General features: G+C 69.8%; 16 protein-coding genes and 3 pseudogenes. 9 read left to right on the forward strand and 10 right to left on the reverse strand.

Annotation, left to right across the window (positions count from 1 at the left end):
- Positions 1–105: 105 nt before the first annotated feature.
- The gene (locus AS97_RS01345) at positions 106–750 is read right to left on the reverse strand and encodes a dihydrofolate reductase family protein (protein ID WP_059144041.1); all 645 of its coding nucleotides are present in this window, start codon (positions 748–750) and stop codon (positions 106–108) included.
- Between the two features lie 163 nt (positions 751–913).
- Between AS97_RS01345 and AS97_RS01350 the strand changes: the two genes are divergently transcribed.
- Positions 914–2,494, forward strand: coding sequence for an IS1182 family transposase (locus tag AS97_RS01350; RefSeq protein ID WP_210564187.1), 1,581 nt, complete (start codon positions 914–916; stop codon positions 2,492–2,494).
- A gap of 332 nt (positions 2,495–2,826) precedes the next feature.
- Here the strand turns inward: AS97_RS01350 and AS97_RS01355 are convergent, their stop codons facing one another.
- The 5 genes and pseudogenes from AS97_RS01355 to AS97_RS46695 all read right to left on the reverse strand — a co-directional run.
- Positions 2,827–3,912, reverse strand: coding sequence for a hypothetical protein (locus AS97_RS01355; protein WP_247204194.1), 1,086 nt, complete (start codon positions 3,910–3,912; stop codon positions 2,827–2,829).
- A gap of 450 nt (positions 3,913–4,362) precedes the next feature.
- The gene (locus AS97_RS01360; RefSeq protein ID WP_059144039.1) at positions 4,363–4,701 is read right to left on the reverse strand and encodes a MerR family transcriptional regulator; all 339 of its coding nucleotides are present in this window, start codon (positions 4,699–4,701) and stop codon (positions 4,363–4,365) included.
- A gap of 528 nt (positions 4,702–5,229) precedes the next feature.
- Positions 5,230–5,829, reverse strand: a pseudogene (locus AS97_RS01365) (transposase family protein); the annotation flags it as partial.
- Between the two features lie 899 nt (positions 5,830–6,728).
- A complete protein-coding gene (locus AS97_RS01370; protein ID WP_086706874.1) occupies positions 6,729–6,884 on the reverse strand; it encodes a DUF6131 family protein in 156 nt (51 codons plus the stop codon).
- Positions 6,885–6,969: 85 nt separating this feature from the next.
- Positions 6,970–7,159 (reverse strand): annotated as a pseudogene (locus tag AS97_RS46695) (transposase); the annotation flags it as partial.
- Between the two features lie 323 nt (positions 7,160–7,482).
- Between AS97_RS46695 and AS97_RS01375 the strand changes: the two are divergent.
- Positions 7,483–7,767, forward strand: coding sequence for a hypothetical protein (locus AS97_RS01375; RefSeq protein ID WP_059144038.1), 285 nt, complete (start codon positions 7,483–7,485; stop codon positions 7,765–7,767).
- 348 nt (positions 7,768–8,115) lie between these two features.
- The gene (locus tag AS97_RS01380; protein ID WP_210564189.1) at positions 8,116–8,700 is read left to right on the forward strand and encodes a hemerythrin domain-containing protein; all 585 of its coding nucleotides are present in this window, start codon (positions 8,116–8,118) and stop codon (positions 8,698–8,700) included.
- A gap of 964 nt (positions 8,701–9,664) precedes the next feature.
- Here AS97_RS01380 and AS97_RS01385 read toward each other — a convergent pair.
- Entirely contained in the window at positions 9,665–10,045 is a 381-nt protein-coding gene (locus AS97_RS01385) for a helix-turn-helix domain-containing protein (protein ID WP_059144036.1), read from the reverse strand.
- A gap of 77 nt (positions 10,046–10,122) precedes the next feature.
- On the opposite strand from AS97_RS01385, the gene AS97_RS01390 reads away from it, so the two are divergent.
- From AS97_RS01390 to AS97_RS01400, 3 genes are all read left to right on the forward strand, one after another.
- Positions 10,123–10,269, forward strand: a complete 147-nt coding sequence (locus tag AS97_RS01390) for a hypothetical protein (RefSeq protein ID WP_156107465.1) — start codon at positions 10,123–10,125, stop codon at positions 10,267–10,269.
- Positions 10,266–10,934 (forward strand): DsbA family oxidoreductase, encoded by a 669-nt coding sequence (locus tag AS97_RS01395; protein WP_210564190.1) that lies wholly within the window; start codon positions 10,266–10,268, stop codon positions 10,932–10,934. The genes AS97_RS01390 and AS97_RS01395 overlap by 4 nt, the downstream gene beginning before the upstream one ends.
- Before the next feature lie 291 nt (positions 10,935–11,225).
- Positions 11,226–11,867 (forward strand): NAD(P)H-dependent oxidoreductase, encoded by a 642-nt coding sequence (locus AS97_RS01400; protein ID WP_125756626.1) that lies wholly within the window; start codon positions 11,226–11,228, stop codon positions 11,865–11,867.
- A gap of 276 nt (positions 11,868–12,143) precedes the next feature.
- On the opposite strand, the gene AS97_RS01405 is transcribed toward AS97_RS01400, so the two are convergent.
- Positions 12,144–12,926 carry an MBL fold metallo-hydrolase gene (locus AS97_RS01405; protein ID WP_210564191.1) on the reverse strand — a complete coding sequence of 261 codons (783 nt, stop codon included), beginning with the start codon at positions 12,924–12,926 and terminating at the stop codon, positions 12,144–12,146.
- 96 nt (positions 12,927–13,022) lie between these two features.
- Here AS97_RS01405 and AS97_RS01410 point away from each other — a divergent pair, with 96 nt between their 5' ends.
- Positions 13,023–13,625, forward strand: coding sequence for a TetR/AcrR family transcriptional regulator (locus AS97_RS01410; protein WP_059144034.1), 603 nt, complete (start codon positions 13,023–13,025; stop codon positions 13,623–13,625).
- 267 nt (positions 13,626–13,892) lie between these two features.
- Here AS97_RS01410 and AS97_RS01415 read toward each other — a convergent pair whose 3' ends face one another.
- Positions 13,893–15,035 carry a PP2C family protein-serine/threonine phosphatase gene (locus AS97_RS01415; RefSeq protein WP_210564192.1) on the reverse strand — a complete coding sequence of 381 codons (1,143 nt, stop codon included), beginning with the start codon at positions 15,033–15,035 and terminating at the stop codon, positions 13,893–13,895.
- A 286-nt stretch (positions 15,036–15,321) separates the two neighbouring features.
- On the opposite strand from AS97_RS01415, the pseudogene AS97_RS01420 reads away from it, so the two are divergent.
- Positions 15,322–15,510, forward strand: a pseudogene (locus AS97_RS01420) (MBL fold metallo-hydrolase); the annotation flags it as partial.
- Positions 15,511–15,733: 223 nt separating this feature from the next.
- Here the strand turns inward: AS97_RS01420 and AS97_RS01425 are convergent.
- On the reverse strand, positions 15,734–16,627 hold the full coding sequence (locus tag AS97_RS01425) for an NADP-dependent oxidoreductase (protein WP_086706880.1): 894 nt from the start codon (positions 16,625–16,627) through the stop codon (positions 15,734–15,736).
- A 70-nt stretch (positions 16,628–16,697) separates the two neighbouring features.
- Here AS97_RS01425 and AS97_RS01430 point away from each other — a divergent pair, with 70 nt between their 5' ends.
- Positions 16,698–17,306, forward strand: a complete 609-nt coding sequence (locus AS97_RS01430) for a TetR/AcrR family transcriptional regulator (protein ID WP_059144031.1) — start codon at positions 16,698–16,700, stop codon at positions 17,304–17,306.
- Positions 17,307–17,657 lie beyond the last annotated feature (351 nt).

Below are 17,657 nucleotides of genomic sequence, written 5' to 3' on the forward strand. Positions count from 1 at the left end.
TCACCGCGGCGGATCACCGTGCGCGACACCCAGGAGAAGGGAAGGTGTTCATGTGCCGAAACGCTCGTATCGGCCGTGCTGAAGTCCCCGCAGCGGGTCCCCGCGTCATTTGCGCCAGAACAGGTGATGCGTCACGCCGCTTGGGCTGGGCACGGTCTCGAGGTGGAACCGGTCGAGCAGTTCATCGGGCGACTCCCACAGGCGGAGGCCGGACCCGAGCTTCACCGGCGAGACCGCCACGTGCATGGTGTCGACGAGACCGGCATCAAGGAACTGCCGGATGGTGGTGACCCCGCCGCCGAGCCGGACGTCCCTGCCCTGCGCTGCCACCCGCGCCCGCTCCAGGACCGTGACCGGGTCACCGTCCACGAAATGGAACGTAGTGTCGCAGAGCGTGATCGAGGGACGCTCGTGGTGGGTCATGACGAACACCGGGGTGTGGAACGGGGGCTCCTCGCCCCACCAGCCGCGCCAGTCATGGTCGCGCCAGGGCCCGCGCTGGGGCCCGAACTTGTTGCGGCCCATGATCTCGGCGCCGACATTGCGTGCGAAGTCCCGCGTGAAGTAGTCATCCAGACCGCGGCTCCCTCCAGGGGCGGTGCGCATGGGCCAGCTCGCCGTGGCACCGGCCCAGGCAAACAGCTTCTCGGGATTGACGTGACCGAACGGGCTCTCCAGGCTCTGGTGCTCACCAGCACCGATTCCCTCACTCGAGACACTGAAGTTCATGACTCTCAGCAGCTGATCCATGTATTCCCTCATCAGTCCTGTCGCGTCCTCGTGCGGCGAGTGCCCCACACCAGAGCGTCGAACAGAAGGTGGCCGGATCGACAGCAACCCCCTAGAAGGCTCGTGAAGATCTTGGGTTCTGGCCCTGCCGTGTCAGCGGCAGGGCCAGACTTGTCTTGTGGCGATGGGTGAGTGGGTCGGCGAGATGGTCGGGCCGGATGTGTGGGAGACCTGCCGGGACCTGATTCCGGCCGGGAGTGTGTTCGCGTTCCTGGCCGAGCATCGTGGCGAGCTGTTCCCGGCTGAGATGTTCGTGGACATGTATCCGTCGGCGAATGGACGGCCGAGCATGCCGCCGCAGATCCTGGCCGCCGCGATCGCGCTACAGGCCCTGCACGGGCTGTCGGACTTCGAGACAGTCCAGGAATTGCGGTGCGACCTGCGGTGGAAGGCCGCATGCGGCCTGGGCCTCAACGACATGGCGTTCGATCCATCGCTGCTGGCCTACTTCCGCCGCCGGCTGGCCCGTTCCGCCCGCCCGAACCGCATCTTCGAGACCGTACGCGAGGTCGTGAAGGCCACCGGTGTCCTCAAGGGCAAGCACCGCCGGGCTCTGGACTCCACTGTGCTGGACGACGCGGTCGCCACCCAGGACACCGTCACCCAGATCATCGCCGCCGTCCGCGCGGTGATCCGCGAAGTCCCCGGCGCCGACACGGCCGCCGCTGCCCAGTGCACCGCCCACGACTACACCGACCCGGGCAAACCGAAGATCGCCTGGAACGACGAGCAGGCCCGCGCCGAGCTGGTCGACGCACTCGTCACGGACGCGCTGCGGCTGCTGGGTCACCTGCCCGAACAGCAACTCGGCGAGAAGGCCGCGAACGCGGTGGGCATCCTGGCCCTGGTCGCCGGTCAGGACGTCGAGCCCGCCGAGGACTCCGACGGCCGCGACGGACGCTGGCGCATCACCCGGGGCACCGTCCCTGGCCGGATGGTCTCCACCATCGATCCGGAAGCCCGGCACATCCACAAGACCCGCAGCCACCAGCAGGACGGTTTCAAGGCCCATCTGGCCATCGAGCCCGAGACCGGCTTATACACCGCCGTCGCCCTGCGGCCCGGCTCCGGGCCCGAGCACCATGAGGCTGCCGTGGGTCTTGAGCTGCTCGCCGACGAGGACACCCCGGTGGACGCCTTCGGTGACACCGCCTACTCCACCGGCGACGCCCGCCAGGCCCTGGACCGGGCCGGGCACCGGCTGTTCCTCAAACCCGCCCCGCTGCGGCCCGCCGTCCCCGGCGGCTTCACCCTCGACGACTTCGCCATCGACACCACCACCGCCATCGTGACCTGCCCGGCCGGACACGCCGTGGGCCTGTCCGACCCCGGCGGGCAGCACCACCAGCGCAAAGCCTCTTTCGGGAACTTATGCACCGGATGCCCCCTGCGCGAGCAGTGCACCAAGGCCAAGGCCGGACGCATCCTGACCATCCGCCCGCACCACGACCTCCAAGCGGCCGCCCGCCACCAGGCCGCCACCGATCCTGACTGGCAGGCCGACTACCGCCGCTGGAGACCACCGGTCGAACGCGCCGTCGCATGGCTCGTCCACCACGGCAACCGCCGACTCCGCTACCGCGGCACCCTCAAGAACGACACCTGGCTCCACACCCGAGCCGCCGCCCTCAACCTCCGCCGACTGATCAACCTCGGACTCACCCGCATCGACGGCGCCTGGCACCTCGCCCCAGCCACCACATAACGAAGAGGGGCCATCCGGCCTCCGGCCGGACAGCCCCTCACCAAGATCTTCATCGGCCTTCTAGAAGTTGTCCCGAGGCATGCCCGGCAGGAGAGGACACATGGCGCCGTTCAGCAGCATCCCGCTGCTGCCCGGCGACACGGCATCCAAGGGAGTCGTCGCCGCAGACTCCTGACCTGCCATGGTCAGGCCCCGTGGTCGACCCAGCCGACGCCGTGGTCGGGCTCACGATCGGCCCGGCGGGGTTCATGGTCAGGGACTGTCGCGTCCCCACTGCTCCCGGGCGGGCGCGAGAGCGGTACGGCACCCGGAGAGCGCCACAACCGGGGCGATCAGTAGAAGTGGCGGACGAAGACGTCCGACTTGCCGTTGGTGTCGCCGGGCACGATGTCGTCGGCCGTGGACTGGAAGACCACGTCGCGCCCACCGGCGCCGACCGCGTCGGTCCCGGCCGAAGCGAGCTGGTTCGAGACGACCTCGTCGGTGCCCGTCTCCAGATCGCGCAGCGTGAGCGACGGTCCGCTCGTGTCGTGTGGGGCGTACAGCAGATAGCGGCCGGTGGGATCGATGGCCACGCCCCGCACGTTCGGCACCAGCTGCTCGGTCCCCGAGCTCTCGTCGTGGACGTAGGTGTCGGAGCCCGAGAGGTAGACGACCTTGCTGCCGTCCTTGCTGAGCTGGACGAGTGTCGCCGCCCTGGACGCGCCCTCGATCGGGCCGGAGGAGGTGCCATCGGTCCGGTCCCACACGAAGACGTCCTCCGCCTGGCCGTCCTGGTAGGCGACAAAACGGCCGTCGCCGCTGATGGACGGCCGGGCCGAGACGGTGTGGCCGAACTCGGCGACGGTCTCCGTGGTGTCGGCGCGCCAGTCCCGTACCTCGATGCGCTGCCGGGACGGCGGTCGATTGAAGGTGGCGGCCTGGGCGATGAAGCGGCCGTCCCCGCTCAGCGACGGCCGGCTGCAGCTGAGGCCCGGGCAGTTGATGCCGATGGTGCTTCCCGAGCTCACCTGGGACAGGAAGGACTTCGTGTCCCTTTGCAACAGCCCCCAAAAAGCAACGTACTGCCCGTCACCGCTGATCACCGGGCCCTGATTCGTTGGGGTGATGCTGCTCATCAGCGTGGTCTGGTTCGTCCGCCGGTCGCGGACGAACACCCGCTCCCATGTCACCGGGTCGGCGGGGGTGAGGTTCTTCGCCAACGACGAGAAGGCGATACGCCGGCCGTCGGTCGTGATCGTGGCGCCGGCGGAGTCGCCGTCGCCCTGGGTGCCGTCGATAGCGACACTGATCCGCTCGACCCCGGCTCCGCTGTCGCCCGCCACGCCCGGCACGGTCATGGGCTCGGCCGAAGCGGCTCCGGGCAGCACCACTGTGACCGCGCAGACCACCACCGCCGCGCTCAGGACCGCCCGCACACGTCTGGTGACACTCCGATTCGCGCTTCCCCTCATTTTCCCCCCAGTCAGGGCACGGTCCGCCCTCCACCTCCCCACTGGAGGCCCGCAAGCATGGAACCGCGATGGCACTGTGGGGGCAATGCGTCACCTGACGTATTGAGAGGCCCGGCTTTCGGTCACCTGAGAGCCCCCTCGGCGCGGCACCGGGTGCCCGAGCGCCAGACGTGGCGTTGGTGCCTCGGGATAGGCGATTGCCTGCAGCCGGCGGCCCGCCGCGGACCGGCTCAACAGGCTGATGCTTCCGTTCCTGTGCCGCCCCGGCCTGTGCCGGGTTTTCGCCCCTGGAGCTTCGGTGAACGCCCTTCGCGGCGGCGGCCTCCGGCCGCTACGAGGAGAAGGACGCCACCTTCAAGCGGCTTGGCCTGGCCGCCGAGGCCGGTGCCCGCACGTCAGGTGCCGCGTACCTCCTCAGACAGCGGGCAGTGAATTCCCCGATTCGGCAGCGCGCCGGTATGCGGCGTTGATGCGCTGGGCTTCTTCGAGTTGGTCTTCGAGGATGATGATGCGGCATGCGGCCTCGATGGGAGTGCCCTGGTCGACGAGTTCTCGGGCACGGGCGGCGATGCGCAGCTGGTAGCGGGAGTAGCGGCGGTGTCCGCCCTCGGACCGGAGCGGGGTGATCAGACGGGCTTCGCCGATGGCGCGGAGGAAGCCCTGGCTGGTGCCGAGCATCTCGGCAGCCCGGCCCATGGTGTAGGCGGGATAGTCGTCGTCGTCGAGACGGCCGAACGAGTCGTCTGCTGTCATAACACCTCTCTGTGGAACGCGTAGAGGGGCCCTGGTGCTGTACCGGCACCAGGGCCCCGAAGGAACTGCTACACCATCAGCCGACCTGGTACTGCGCCGGCCTTCTGTTTCCGCATACCCGACCGAGATGCCGTCGGGGGTGCGGGGATCGCGGTTGCTTGACCGGAGACCACCTCACTATCGATGTCCTGCGGTACCCGGGCTCAAGACTTCCGCCCGGGCGATCCTGATGGCGCCTGGCTCCTCCGTTCTTCCCTCGGTGATCAACTGCTGGGTACTGCGAACTGCACTTTCAGGTACTGCTGCCCGGCAGTTCGTCTCTGCCAGGGCCTGTCTGTCTCTCTGGGCTACGAGAGAAACCATAACCACGCTGCCGCCCAATGTCTACTCCGGCCGACATAGATTTCCGCGCGCTCGACGGTGAGGTAATCGACCTCGATCAGCGATGGGGACAACGCATGGACCGTGGAAGAGGCCGCAACCGGCCCAGCCCGCCAGGGCAAGCAGCCCTCCAACACCGAGAAGGGGGCCTGACATCCGGGTCTCCCAGCGGCCCCAGCACGGGACACGGACGGTGCCCCCGGCGCCCCGGTAGCCCTTGTCCGCCCAGCAGGTGATGCCGGCTTCGGCGAGGGCGCCAATGACGCCGCGCTCGCGGGCGGCCCGGGCGTCGTGGACGGCGCCAGGCAGAGCCGGTGAGGCCCACAGCAGTCGGCCGGACGGATCGGCGAGGAGCTGGACGTTCATCCCGTGCCTCTTGTGTTTGCCGGAGTAGAAGGGGCGGTCGGCAGCGATCCGGTCGATCGGCAGGAGAGTCCCGTCCAGCAGCACGAACGCCTTCGTCGATGCCGTGCGGACCGCCTCGGCGAGGGTAGGGGCGAAGGGGGCCAGGACCTCGACCGCTTCGGTGATGTAGCGGTATCCGGTGGTGGTTCCGATGCCGTACGCGGCGGCGAGTTGAGCGTACGGGTGAGCGTTGCGGAGATGGGCGAGCGCGAGCAGGGCCCGTCGGCCGGCGCTCAGGCGCCGCCAGCGGGTGCTGAGTTCCCGGCGGTGTCGGCGCAGCTTGGCGGACAGGAAGCGAAGGGCAGAGCTGGACACGTCGACGGCGGACGGGTAGACAAGCACACGAAGCCGCTGACGGAGACGGATTTCTTGGAGGGAGACCTCCTGATCGGACATGAGCGATCGGCGATCGGCACGCTGGTCGAGCGCACGACCCGGTAGACGGTGCTTGTCCACCTGCCCCGCCAGGCATGCCTTTCGTTTGGCCCGGGCACGAGGCGCCCGCAGGGCTCTGCCGGTGCGCAGGCAGGACCGAACCAGGTGCTGAGCCGGATACTCGCGAGACTCCGATGTCTCCTACCCGCTGTGCATCGCCCCCGGCGCCCGCCGACGTCGACGCTGCTCTGATCGTCGCCCAGCAGCTCCGCCGCCCGCGCCCAAGACGACTCCCTCCTTCCCGACGCCCGAGACACACCGCTGCGGGCCCGGCCACCGCCGGGCCCGCAGCGCCCAGGTATGAAAGCGGGACGGACGCGCACGCCCCCACCCGACCCCGCTCAGCCCGATCCGGCGGCACAAGATGCGCCGTGGAGAACTGGAGCATCGAGCGGTGGCCCGTCATGCGCTGTGGGTAGAAGAATTGCTCGGCTTCCGCTTCCTGCTGATGCGGCTGAACGAGAGGCTTTGAACACCTCGTGGCCCATGAGCCCAGGGCGATCCAGCCCCCGATATCGAGACGGCTGGTGGCCGGGCAGAGCAGCGGGTGCGATCGTTCACCGGCTGCGCCCCCTGCTCGCGACTGGCGCCCGACTGGCTCTACTACGCCGCCGAGGAGTGGCCCTGTCAGGCTGCCCGGTCCCTGGCACTGTCCTTCGCCGGTGACCCGGAATACCGCGTGGCACAGACCGGGCGGTGGTCACTGTTCTGGAGGAGACTCGCGGCCCCTATCGGGCTTTCCCAGTCCCGTTCGACGAGCCCACGACGGCCAGTCCACACGTACAGCGCAGCCTGCAGCGACGGCTCTACCAGTAGTGTCGACGCCCGCCGATCGCGTGGCCGAGGGCGCCCAAGGCCCACAGGATCGCTCCGATGACGAGGAGGATGATCCCAATGGTCCAGAGAACGCTGATGCCGGTCACAAATCCGACGACGAGGAGAATGATCCCCAAGATGATCATGGAATCCTCCACTCCTTCAGGGATGCCTCACTTCCACTATTGCCCCCGAGCAGCCTCACGGCCAACGGGCCGGGCCCCCACTCCCTCGCCAGCAGGTCATCCCCGAGCCGAAGCCCAGCTCCTGGGGCAGAAACTCCCAGCGGATACCGGTGTACAGCACGAACAGGATCCCGCACAGCCTTGCGGCTATCCAGACGCTTACGACCCGGACGCCACGGATTACTCGGGGCGCCCGGCAACAGCGGCCCGATGCGCACCCACAACTCGTCGTCGATCTACCACGGCCTGGCAGCGGTCTTCCTCGCCTCGACTGGCTCACCAGGGACACGCGTCCCCTGGGGTGGAGGCGCCGGCCTAGCCGGAGCGAGGTCGTCGGCCTCATGTCCGCCCTCCAGGACAGCGTGGGGGCCGCGAACCAGGTCCGCGGCGAGGAAGGCGACGAAGGCGAGGGGCGGGAGATGCTGCCCAAGAAGAAAGCCCCACCAAGAAGGCTTCCTCGAAGAAGCGGCCCACGTCCTGAGCCCGTCCTGTGTCACCCGCCGAAATATGGGCACACGAGGGCGGACCTGAGGGGGGACCCTCTCTAAGGAGCACCGCCGTGATCAAGAAGCTTCACGACATCGGCCTGCGTTCGGAGTACGCCTACACCGCCGCCGTCGCCTCCATCGGCCTGTCGGTCTTCACATGGGCCACGTCCCTCCGCGCCGAACCCGGTAAGGGCCTCGACCGGGCGGACCGGTGGGGCATCTTCGTCGGCGAGTGGGCACCCACCCTCTTCTGCCTCGGCCTCGCCCTGTCCCACTACGAGCAGGAAGAAGGCTCGCTGATGGGCAAGGCGCACACCGACGGCGAGCGGCAGCGGCAGCGGGTGGGCGCCCCGTAGCGCTCCCGGTGGACCGCGGAGGAGGCGAGCGAGGCGAGTCGCGCGGACCGGCCGACAGGTCGTCCCCCAGCCCCTACGTCGTTCCATGCCGCCGCGGCGGCGTTGGAGACGGCGGATCTCGCCGTGCTGACGCACCAGGAGCGCCACCACATCGGGATGCCCCGCTGCTTCAACGGGTTGAACGACATAACGGCTCCTACGGCGACAGCAGACTCACTCCTTGCCGCGCGGATATTCCCGATATGTTCCTTACAGGGATATTCGACCCTATCGCCGTTTCATCGTTTCCGTCGCGCCCGCGGGGTGACCCATGGGGCAAGGAACAAGGAGCGAGGGAAGGACGACGCGATGAGCCAGGCAGACGAGGAACGCCGGGAGGCCGCGCGACTGCCGGAAGGCGACGTGGTGGCGATCCTGCTGGAGCAGCACGCACGCATACGCGACCTCTTCACGGAGGTGAAGAGCACCGAGGGCACACACAAACAGCAGGCGTTCGACGAGTTGCGTGCCCTGCTGGCGGTGCACGAGACGGCGGAGGAGATGATCGTCCGCCCGGTCGCCGAGGACACCATCGGCAAGGACGAGGCCGAGGCCCGTAACCGCGAGGAAGCAGAGGCCAACAAGGTGCTGGCCCGGCTGGAGAAGATGGACCTCACCAGTTCCGACTTCGACGCGCAGCTCGCGGCGTTCGAACAGGCTGTGATCGCCCATGCCGAACACGAAGAGCGCGAGGAGTTCCCCGGTGTGCACGCCGGGCGCAGCGAAGAGCAGCTCAGAAACATGGGCACGCGCCTGCGGGCCGCCGAGAAGGTCGCACCCACTCATCCGCACCCCTCGGCGGCAGGGTCGCCGACGGCTCAGTGGACGGTGGGCCCCTTCGCGTCCCTGGTGGACCGGACGCGCGACGCCATCAACGAGGCCACGCGCCGCTGACCGCGAGCTTCCCTTCGCATGGCGGCGCCCCCTATACGGCGCTGTCAGCGTCACCGCGGACATCACGTTGGTACTGGCCCGGCCAACGACGCGTCTGGACGTCGCGGGACGGGACCAGGGTCGCTGGGAAAACCGGGGCGTGTGCGGGGCCCAGCGGTGGCGTGGACCGCCACCTGCCTCCAGCCGAACGGGCGACGGCGTGGCGCGGCACGCCGCCCAACCCGGACCGAACGCCGAGAAGCCGGTCTCCGGCCTCATCAACGAGCGCTGAACGAACGAACCCGGCGGCAGCCGCGGCATGGCGCCGTCACGAGGGCGGCGCGGGTGTAACGGGCGGCGCGGGCGCGTCGACGAGTCGGTTGGAGGACGACCGACGGTACGGATTCGGCCTGGCGGCAGCCTGCATATGCTGGGCGATCGTCCGTCCGCAACGGTTCGCCTTGCTCGACACCCGCTCGCCTGGCGACGACAGCCGCCCCCAACTCGTTGAGACGCCGGAGGCCACAGCACGCACCGCCCAGACTCATCGCGCCTTGCCCACCTCACCAGTTGGGCCCGCCGCACAGCCGACCTGCCGCGCCCGACGCCGGCCCGACGCGGACCTGGATTTCACCGGCCAGGCCGCTTCCCCGCCCTATACGGCGCGCGGCTGAACTTCGCCCGGCTGTAGCCGGGGACATCGTCCGCGGCTACGACGGTCAGCCCGTCCGGTTCCGCCCGGCCTCCTCAGCAGTCAGGGGCCGGTTTGTTTCTGACGGGCCGGAACCCGCAGAAGAACAGACCCTCTTTGCCTCCGCGGGCCGACGCGGTCCGGTCGAGTGGGAACCGCCGACCGACCGGCAGCGGACGGGATTGGCCTTATGACCGGCCCGTTCGGGAGGCGGCCGTCCTCGGTGACGGCCCCTGCCTTGACACTGCGGCAGCCGCCTGCGTCCTGGCCGGACGCGCGCTTCTCCGGCACGCTTCAGGAGGCTTGGTCGTGGCGTCGGCGGGCGGCCCGGATCTCTTCGCGGTGGGTGTTGGCCCAGGTGTCCAGCGCACTGAGGGGGCCCAGCAGGGTCCGGCCGAGATCGGTCAGCTCGTAGTCGACCCGGGGCGGGACGGTCGCGTGCGGGGTGCGGGTGATGAGGCCGTCGCGGGCCAGCGCGCGCAGGGTCAGGGTGAGCATGCGCTGGCTGATCCCTTCGATGGCGCGGTGCAGCTCGGAGAAGCGGTGTGTGCGTCGGCCGAGGAGGACGACGATCAGCACGCTCCATTTGTCGCCGACCAGGTCGAGCACCTCACGGACGGCGCAGTCGTCGGTCGGCTTGATGGCCTCGGGCACATTCATGTTCGTGACTGACATCAAAGTGCCTCCTTCCAGTTCCTCCCATGCTGCCGCAGACTGGGGTTACGCACAATAAGTAACCCAAGGAGGATCCCGTGAGCACCTCACTGGATGAAGCCCCCGGGCCCGGGGCGCAGTCGGGTCCCGCGCCGTCCGGCGAGGAACCGGCCCCCGCCCCTGCCCTGGTCGTCGTCGGGGCCGACGACGCTCCCCTCTGCTCGGACGGGGTGTGCCCGCTGTGAGCGGGCAGCAGCGGTTGCGGATCGAGGTGTGGTCGGACGTCGTATGCCCGTGGTGCTACATCGGAAAGCACCGGCTGGACAAGGCACTCGACCAGTTCGGGCACGCAGACGAAGTCGAGGTGGTGTGGCGCAGCTTCCAGCTCGACCCCACTCACCGTGAAGGCGTGCGGGAGCCCGTGTACGACGCCCTTGCCAGGAAGACGGGCGGCTCATCGGCGCAGGTCCGTGCGATGACCGGGCAGCTTGTGGAGCTGGGGGCGGCAGAAGGGCTCGCCTACGACTTCGACCGGGCCGTCCTCGTCAACACCTTCGATGCCCACCGCCTGAATCAGCTGGGCCGTGCCCACGGCCTCGGCTCCCAGATGCACGAGCGGCTGATGCGCGCCCACCTGATCGAGGGCGAGGTCGTCGACGACGTCGATACCCTCGTCCGGCTGGGGAAGGAGGTCGGGATCCCGCCCGACGAGGCACGCAAGGTTCTCGCCGGTGACGCCTACGCGGCCGACGTCCTGGAGGACACCCGCGAGGCTCAGGCGCTCGGCGCGAGCGGAGTGCCGTTCTTCGTCCTGAACCGCGCATACGGCCTCTCCGGCGCGCAGCCGGTCGACACGTTCCTGTCCGCGCTGCGGGAGGCCGCTGCCGCGCCCGGCACGGCAACTCGCTGAGCGTCCGCCTGCCCCGGCGGACAGGAGGCGACCGCCCCGCCTCCGCCGGGGCAGCCCCCGGACGCCGCTCATCACCATCGGCACCCGTGGCTCATCACCTCCGGCACCCCGTCACCGGCCGCTTCCCGGCCGGGAAGCCGGCACCACCCTCGTTTTCCTGAGGCAGTCCCTCGCGGCCCGCACCGTCCGCGGGCTCGAGAGCCGTGCGGTCCGCATGCGCACCGCACCGGGCGCCGACGCGCCTGCCCGTCCGTCCTGACACCCACCGAAACCGAAAGAGACCACACGGATATGTCGCATCTTCTCCACATCGATTCCTCGGCCACTCCCGGCGACGGATCCGTCTCCCGCAGGGTCGCCCGGTCCTTCCGCGCCTCCTTCACCGGCCCCGTCATCCACCGCGACCTCGGCCTGGCACCGGTCCCGCACCTCACCGCCGAGAGCATCACCGCCCGCAGCACCGACCCCGCCCAGCACACCCCGGAGCAGGCCAAGGCGCAGGCCCTCCAGGACGAACTCATCGAGGAGTTCCTCGGCGCGAGCGCCTACCTGTTCACCATCCCGCTGTACAACCTGACGATGCCCTCGGTGTTCAAGGCATGGCTGGACCAGATCATGATCTTCGGCCGAACCCTGGCCATCGGAGCCACTCCGCCCACCGCCGGCCGCCCCGCCACCGTGATCACCGCCCGGGGCGGCAGCTTCGGACCCGGCACCCCCAACCACGGCATGGACCACCTCGTACCGTCCCTCGAAGCCATCCTCAACCGGATGCTCGGCCTCGACCTGCGCATCATCCTGCCCGAGCTCACCCACGCCCCCCTCGTCCCCGCGATGGCCGACCTCATCCCCCTCCACGAGAGGGTCCTGGCCACCGCACACGAACAGGCCGCCCAGGAAGGCGAACTCCTCGCCAAGCGCTTCGCCGCCTGAGGTACGCCCGCCCAGTGTGAGGACGTGGGCAGACCATCACCCCGCCCGACGGTGACCCACGCCGGCGCCTCCGTGTCGGCCACCGCGATCAGCTTCGGCACGCTCCACCGCGGCTCGGTGCCGTAGGCCGGGGCGTCGGGGACAACGTCCAAGCGGCCGGTGTCCACTTCGCCGCTCCCGAGCGGCGACCAGGGCCTGCCGTACGAGATCGACGCCGCTCCGCTCCGAGCCGTGTCCTGGTGCTGCCCGAGCCCGTTGGCATGGCGGAGTTTCCGGTCATGTGGCCAGGTCCAGCCATTCCCCGACGGCCAGCACGTGGGCGCGCGGTCCGGCGTGCGTGCGGAACTCGTTCTCCGGGTCGGAGACCTCGACGTAGCCCGCGATCTTGTCCGGCTGCTCCGCCTCGTAGTGCATCGGCACCGCGTACCGGGCGTCGAGGATCTCCGCTGCCGCGGCGGCCTGCCTCGGGTCCATCGCGGCGGGCAGCGGGCTCGGCGGCTGCAGGTGCGGCGCGTCGACCACCGCGCCGTTGGCGGGCAGGAACACCGCGTCGAGGGGGCTGAACCGGCGCGAGATGAGCCACCAGTAGCCGTGGAACATCGTGTCGCCGCCGTGGAAGACCCGCTGCCCGTCGGCCTGCACCACCCAGTTCAGCTGCGGGTCTCCCAGCCCGTCGACGGAGGGGACCGCGGTGACGCGGAACGGCCCGATGTCGCGGGTGGACCAGGCATCCACGGCCTCGGCGGCCAGCCGGTGCAGGACCAGTTCACGCTCGGCCAGCAGCGTCGTCACGTTGTCCACGTCGTCGCCGTGACCGGGCGCCGGTCGCAGCACCGGCGCCCCCGGCGTCAGCGCGTCCGCGAGCGCGGACGCGTCGGTGTGGTCCCGGTGCAGGTGGGTGACCAGTGCGGCGGCGACCTTCCCGCTCGGCACCGCCAGCCCCTCGCCGGGCTTCCACCCCGTGAACAGCGGTGAGAGGTCCCGCACGTAGTCGACCACCAGTCGCTCGCCGCCCGCCTCGATCTCCACTCCGGCCCAGCCCAGTCGTCGCACCCGCATCTCGCACTCCCCTTCGCCCCTGTGGTTGTTGCCCGGAATTTAGCGTACGGCCGTTCACCAAATCAATAGCGAACGCCCGTACGCTATCCTCGTCACATGTCACCACGACGCTCAGCGGCAGAAGCGCAGGCCACCAGGGGCCGGATCCTCGGCCGTGCCGCCGAGATCGCCTCCGAGGAAGGGCTGGACGGCATCACCATCGGCCGGCTCGCCGAGGAGCTGGAGATGAGCAAGTCCGGGGTGCACAAGCACTTCGGCACCAAGGAGACGCTGCAGATCTCCACGCTGGACAAGGCGTTCGTGGACTTCTGGCACCGGGTGGTCGAGCCCGCACTGGCCGAGCCGGCGGGTCTGCGGCGGCTGCGCGCGGTGTGCGCCAACTCCGTGGACTACCTGGAAGCGCCGCTGCTGCCCGGCGGCTGCTTGATGACCGCGGCGCTCAGCGAGTACGACGGCCGCCCCGGCCGGGTCCGCGACGCGGTGGCCGAGGTGTGGTCGCGCTGGCGGGAACAGCTGCGGATGGACCTGACCTCGGCGGTGGAGAACGGCGAGCTACCCGCCGGGTTCGACATCGACCAGGCGCTGTTCGAGATCCTCGCCGCCGGACTGGCGCTGAACGCCGCCATGCAGCTCCACCACGATCGGGCGGCCGCGGGCCGGGCCCGCCGCGCGATCGAACGGGCCCTGGAACAGTCCTGACCCCACGCCACACCGGAGACCGGACACCGGGCACCGGGCACCGGGCACCGGGCACCGGCCGAGCGCGCCAGGCGAGAGGCATACCCAGGAGCCATTGAGCAGGCCCCCGCCGACGTCGCCACCCCGGATACGACCACCTGACCGCATTCCTGCCGGCCGGCCAGCCCGTATCCACCTCAAAGTTCCCGACTACTACGGGGGCTTGGCCCAGTCAGCGTGAAACTTCAAACGTGGTGCCCGTTCAAGATCCTCGACAGCGCCGGCGTGTCAGCGGACCGGCGCCAGGGCCAGGATCGCCATGTCGTCACGCCGCCGGCCCCCGGTCCAGTCGGTGACATCGGCAACGAGCGTGTCCACCACCTCCGACGGTGTGCGCAAATCCCGGCCGGCCAGCCTCGTACAGGGTTCGTAATAGACCCCATGCCGGTCGCGCGCCTCGGTGACACCGTCGGTCACCAGCAGCAAGCAGTCCCCCTGCTGGAAGGGGAAGGTGTCACAGCCGGACACATCCACGCCCTCCGGCATTCCCAGCCCCAGGGGAAGCCCCGGAACCGAGGGCTCCAGCGACATCACCCGGCCCCCGCGGATCAGATACGGCGGCGGATGACCGCGGTGGTGCAACCGCACCCGCCCCTCCTCCTCGCTGACCTCGACCAGTACGGCGGTGGCGAACCGCTCCAGTGCGTCCGGCTGATCACCGACGTCCGCCGCGAACCGGAGCAGGGCCCGCTCCATGTACTCCGCGAGCTCCCACAACGTCACCGCCTGCTCCGCCGCCTCCCGGAAAGCACTGGTCGCCACAGCCATGGTGGACACGGCCGGCAACCCCTTGCCCCGTACGTCCCCGATCAGCGCCCGCACCCCGAACGGCGTACTGCGCACCGCATAGAAATCCCCACCCACCGACGCCTCCGCGTCCGCACACTCATACCGCGTGGCCACCGACACTGCCCCCACTCGCGCAGGCGGCAGCGGCAGAACCGCCCGCTGCGCCACCTCGGCCACAGCTCGCACCGCCGCGAAACGCTGCCCCTGACGCTGGACCACCCACTTCAGCCACAACGCGATCACACTGATCAACGCCACGTCCAGCAGATCCACCACCAGCGCCGTCAGCGGGCGGTTCACCAGCACGTCCACGCACACCGCCAGCACACAGGCAACGGCCGCGGTGATCACCGCGCCCCGGAACTCCAGCACCATGCAGGCCGCGAGCGGGCTCGCGGACAGCAGAGGCAACCCCGCATACGGCACCGGCCCGAAGACGTCCAGCACCACGCCCCCGACCAGCAGCAGCACCGGGACCATGGCGAGCAGCCCGGCCCAACCGCCCCGCACCTCCACCGTCCCGCCCACCACATCCCGGCGCGCACCGGCCCCCCGGCCACCGGCCCTCGCCTCATCCGCCATCCGCCCTCTCCCGGTCCATGTCGGGCCTACGGCGGCGAGAGAATCCTCCACCGCCCATACCGCCATACCCGATGGCACGGACGGAGCGCGGCCTCACGCCATATCACCCCCGATCGATGGCGCGCAGAGGTGTCCGACCCCCGAAAGATCGCGTAAGTCCGTGAGCGGGCCCTGGACGCGGAGATGACCGATCGCGTCGGCTACTCCTGGCCGTCGGGGTGGACGCGGCCGGCCGCAAGGACGTGCTCGGCCTGTGGGCCGGCAACGAGGGCGAAGGCGGCTCGCCTTCGACAACCAGCTGATCGTCCTGGACAGCGCCCAGGCCGCCGAGGCCGCCACGATCCTCGGCGCCCGCCGCGTGGTCCCCGTCCACTACGGAAGCTGGGCCCACTTCACCGAGGGCCGCGACGACCTGACGGCCGCCTTCACCGCCGCCGGGCTGGCCGACCGCCCGGACTGGGGCCGCCAGAACTGACCCGGGACACCTGGAACGCCGACGAAAGCGGCGAGCTCTCCCCCGCGCGGGTCGCCTCACCGGGGGCCCGGCGGGCGGCCGGGCCCCGGCCCGGAGACCGCGTGGAGGTCGGTACGGCCGGGGCCGGGGCCGGTGGCCACGGCGGTTCCGGCCAACCGGCTGCCGACGTACTCCACCGTCGAGCAATTCAGCCTGCCGGCCCTGCGACCGCGCGGGACAGGGCTCAGATGACTACGACCCGGCGCCCGCGCGTGTGACCGGCCTGGCTGTCGATGTGCGCCGCAGCGGCCTCGGCGAGTGTGTACGACTTCTCGACCGGGATGTGGAGCTTCCCCCGCGAGATGAGACCGGCCGCCTCGGCCAGCGCCTCCGGCACACTCCCGGCCACGCCGGAGAACCGGACACCAAACTCCGGTGCACCGAGATCCGCGATGGAGATCACCCTCTGCGGATCCCCGGTCAGCTCGACGAGCTCACGGATCACGCCCGAGCCGGCCAGATCGAGCGCCGCGTCGACATGGCCGAGCCGGCGCACCCGCTCGACCCAGCCCTCGCCGTACGTCGTGGCAACGGCACCCAGGCTCCGCAGATAGTCCTGGTTCGCCGCCCCGGCCGTACCGATCACCGCGATGCCGCGCTCGCGCGCGATCTGCAGCACCGCCGACCCGACTCCCCCGGACGCACCGCTGACCAGCAGCGTCTGTCCGGGCTGCACACCGACCTCGCGGATGATGCGCAGCGCGGTCTCCACCACGGAGGGATACCCGGCCGCCTCCTCGAATGTCAGCCCCCCGGGCATCCGCGCCCAGGCCGACAGCACGGCGAACTCGGCATAGGTGCTCAACCCTTCGCCGAACACGTGGTCACCGACCTCGACCCCTTCGACCCCCTCACCGACCTCGTCCACCACCCCGGAGGCATCCAGGCCGACCCCCGAGGGCAACTCGACCGGATGGGCCCCCAGGATCTGGCCTTCCCGGATCCTCCAGTCGACGGGATTCACACCCGCCGCCCGTACAGCGATGCGTACCTGGCCGGGGCCCGCATGGGGCTCCTCGGCATCCACGAGTTGCAGAACGTCCGGACCGCCGAACTCGGCGAAGCTCACTCTCTTCATGCCACCGACCGTAGCACTAACGGTTAGCTTTAAAAAACGGTTACGGATTCATATCTGATAGTGTCAGGGCATGACCGCGCCGACCGGACGTCGTGAGCGCAAGAAGGCCGCGACCCGACAGAAGATCGCCGACACCGCCCTGCGGCTCTTCCTGGAACACGGATACGACGCGGTGGGCATCCGCGACGTGGCCGCCGAAGCGGACGTCGCCGTCACCACGCTCTTCTCCCACTTCGCCTCGAAAGAGGCGCTGGTATTCGAGCAGGACGAAAACTTCGAGCAACGCCTCACACAGGCGGTCACCGGCCGGGCGCCGCATGAGCCCCTCATCCCCGCACTGCGCCGCGAGATCCAGGCCCTGGTACGACATTGCATGGCGGACAGCGCCGCCCCCACCTGGCACCTGATCGACGCATCACCCGCCTTGCGGGAGTACGAGGGATCGATGAGGCTGCGCCACGCGGAGGCACTGGCAACGGCCATCGCCGCCGATCCCGACCTGTCACGGACCACGACGGCCTGCCGCGCGATCGCGAGGTTCGCGATCGACGCCTTCTCACTGGCCCGCGAAGCCGCCGACCCGCAGGCCGCCGTCGACGAAATCTTCCGCATGATCGAAGCCGCCTGGAATGCCACCAGCCCTACCCCGGGTGCGCCAGGAACTGTTTCCTCCAAGTAGGACAAAGGCCCGGCGACGATAAGGAGTTCCAGCTCGCCGTCGGGACGGCCTTGACGACGGCTCGACCACCAGCAGCAACCCATCACACTCAGCCGGCCTCGCGGCGACCGCACTCCCAGGGCTCACCGGAGACTGGGCGACACGATTCGGGCGCCGCTGACTTCCGGCTCAGTGGACGGTGTATCCGCGCCGCGTGCCCGATGGGGGCGAACCCGGCGGCTGGAACCCGACCGGATCGGATGCGGGCCGGCGGCTTCCGCTCATCGAAACCCCCGACCTCCCACAACCGTCATCTCACATCAGCCCTCTCAGCCCCAACCCACAATCGCTGTGACTCTTCTGCTGGGCGGG

Origin of the sequence: Streptomyces sp. AgN23 (genome assembly GCF_001598115.1) — a bacterium.
GTDB lineage: Bacteria > Actinomycetota > Actinomycetes > Streptomycetales > Streptomycetaceae > Streptomyces > Streptomyces antimycoticus.

Coding starts and splice junctions, on each gene's coding strand:
- AS97_RS01345 (WP_059144041.1), bottom strand. CDS start 750: ATGGATCAGCTGCTGAGAGTCATGAACTTCAGTGTCTCGAGTGAGGGA.
- AS97_RS01350 (WP_210564187.1), top strand. CDS start 914: ATGGGTGAGTGGGTCGGCGAGATGGTCGGGCCGGATGTGTGGGAGACC.
- AS97_RS01360 (WP_059144039.1), bottom strand. CDS start 4,701: ATGACAGCAGACGACTCGTTCGGCCGTCTCGACGACGACGACTATCCC.
- AS97_RS01370 (WP_086706874.1), bottom strand. CDS start 6,884: ATGATCATCTTGGGGATCATTCTCCTCGTCGTCGGATTTGTGACCGGC.
- AS97_RS01380 (WP_210564189.1), top strand. CDS start 8,116: ATGAGCCAGGCAGACGAGGAACGCCGGGAGGCCGCGCGACTGCCGGAA.
- AS97_RS01385 (WP_059144036.1), bottom strand. CDS start 10,045: ATGTCAGTCACGAACATGAATGTGCCCGAGGCCATCAAGCCGACCGAC.
- AS97_RS01400 (WP_125756626.1), top strand. CDS start 11,226: ATGTCGCATCTTCTCCACATCGATTCCTCGGCCACTCCCGGCGACGGA.
- AS97_RS01405 (WP_210564191.1), bottom strand. CDS start 12,926: ATGCGGGTGCGACGACTGGGCTGGGCCGGAGTGGAGATCGAGGCGGGC.
- AS97_RS01410 (WP_059144034.1), top strand. CDS start 13,023: ATGTCACCACGACGCTCAGCGGCAGAAGCGCAGGCCACCAGGGGCCGG.
- AS97_RS01415 (WP_210564192.1), bottom strand. CDS start 15,035: ATGGCGGATGAGGCGAGGGCCGGTGGCCGGGGGGCCGGTGCGCGCCGG.
- AS97_RS01425 (WP_086706880.1), bottom strand. CDS start 16,627: ATGAAGAGAGTGAGCTTCGCCGAGTTCGGCGGTCCGGACGTTCTGCAA.
- AS97_RS01430 (WP_059144031.1), top strand. CDS start 16,698: ATGACCGCGCCGACCGGACGTCGTGAGCGCAAGAAGGCCGCGACCCGA.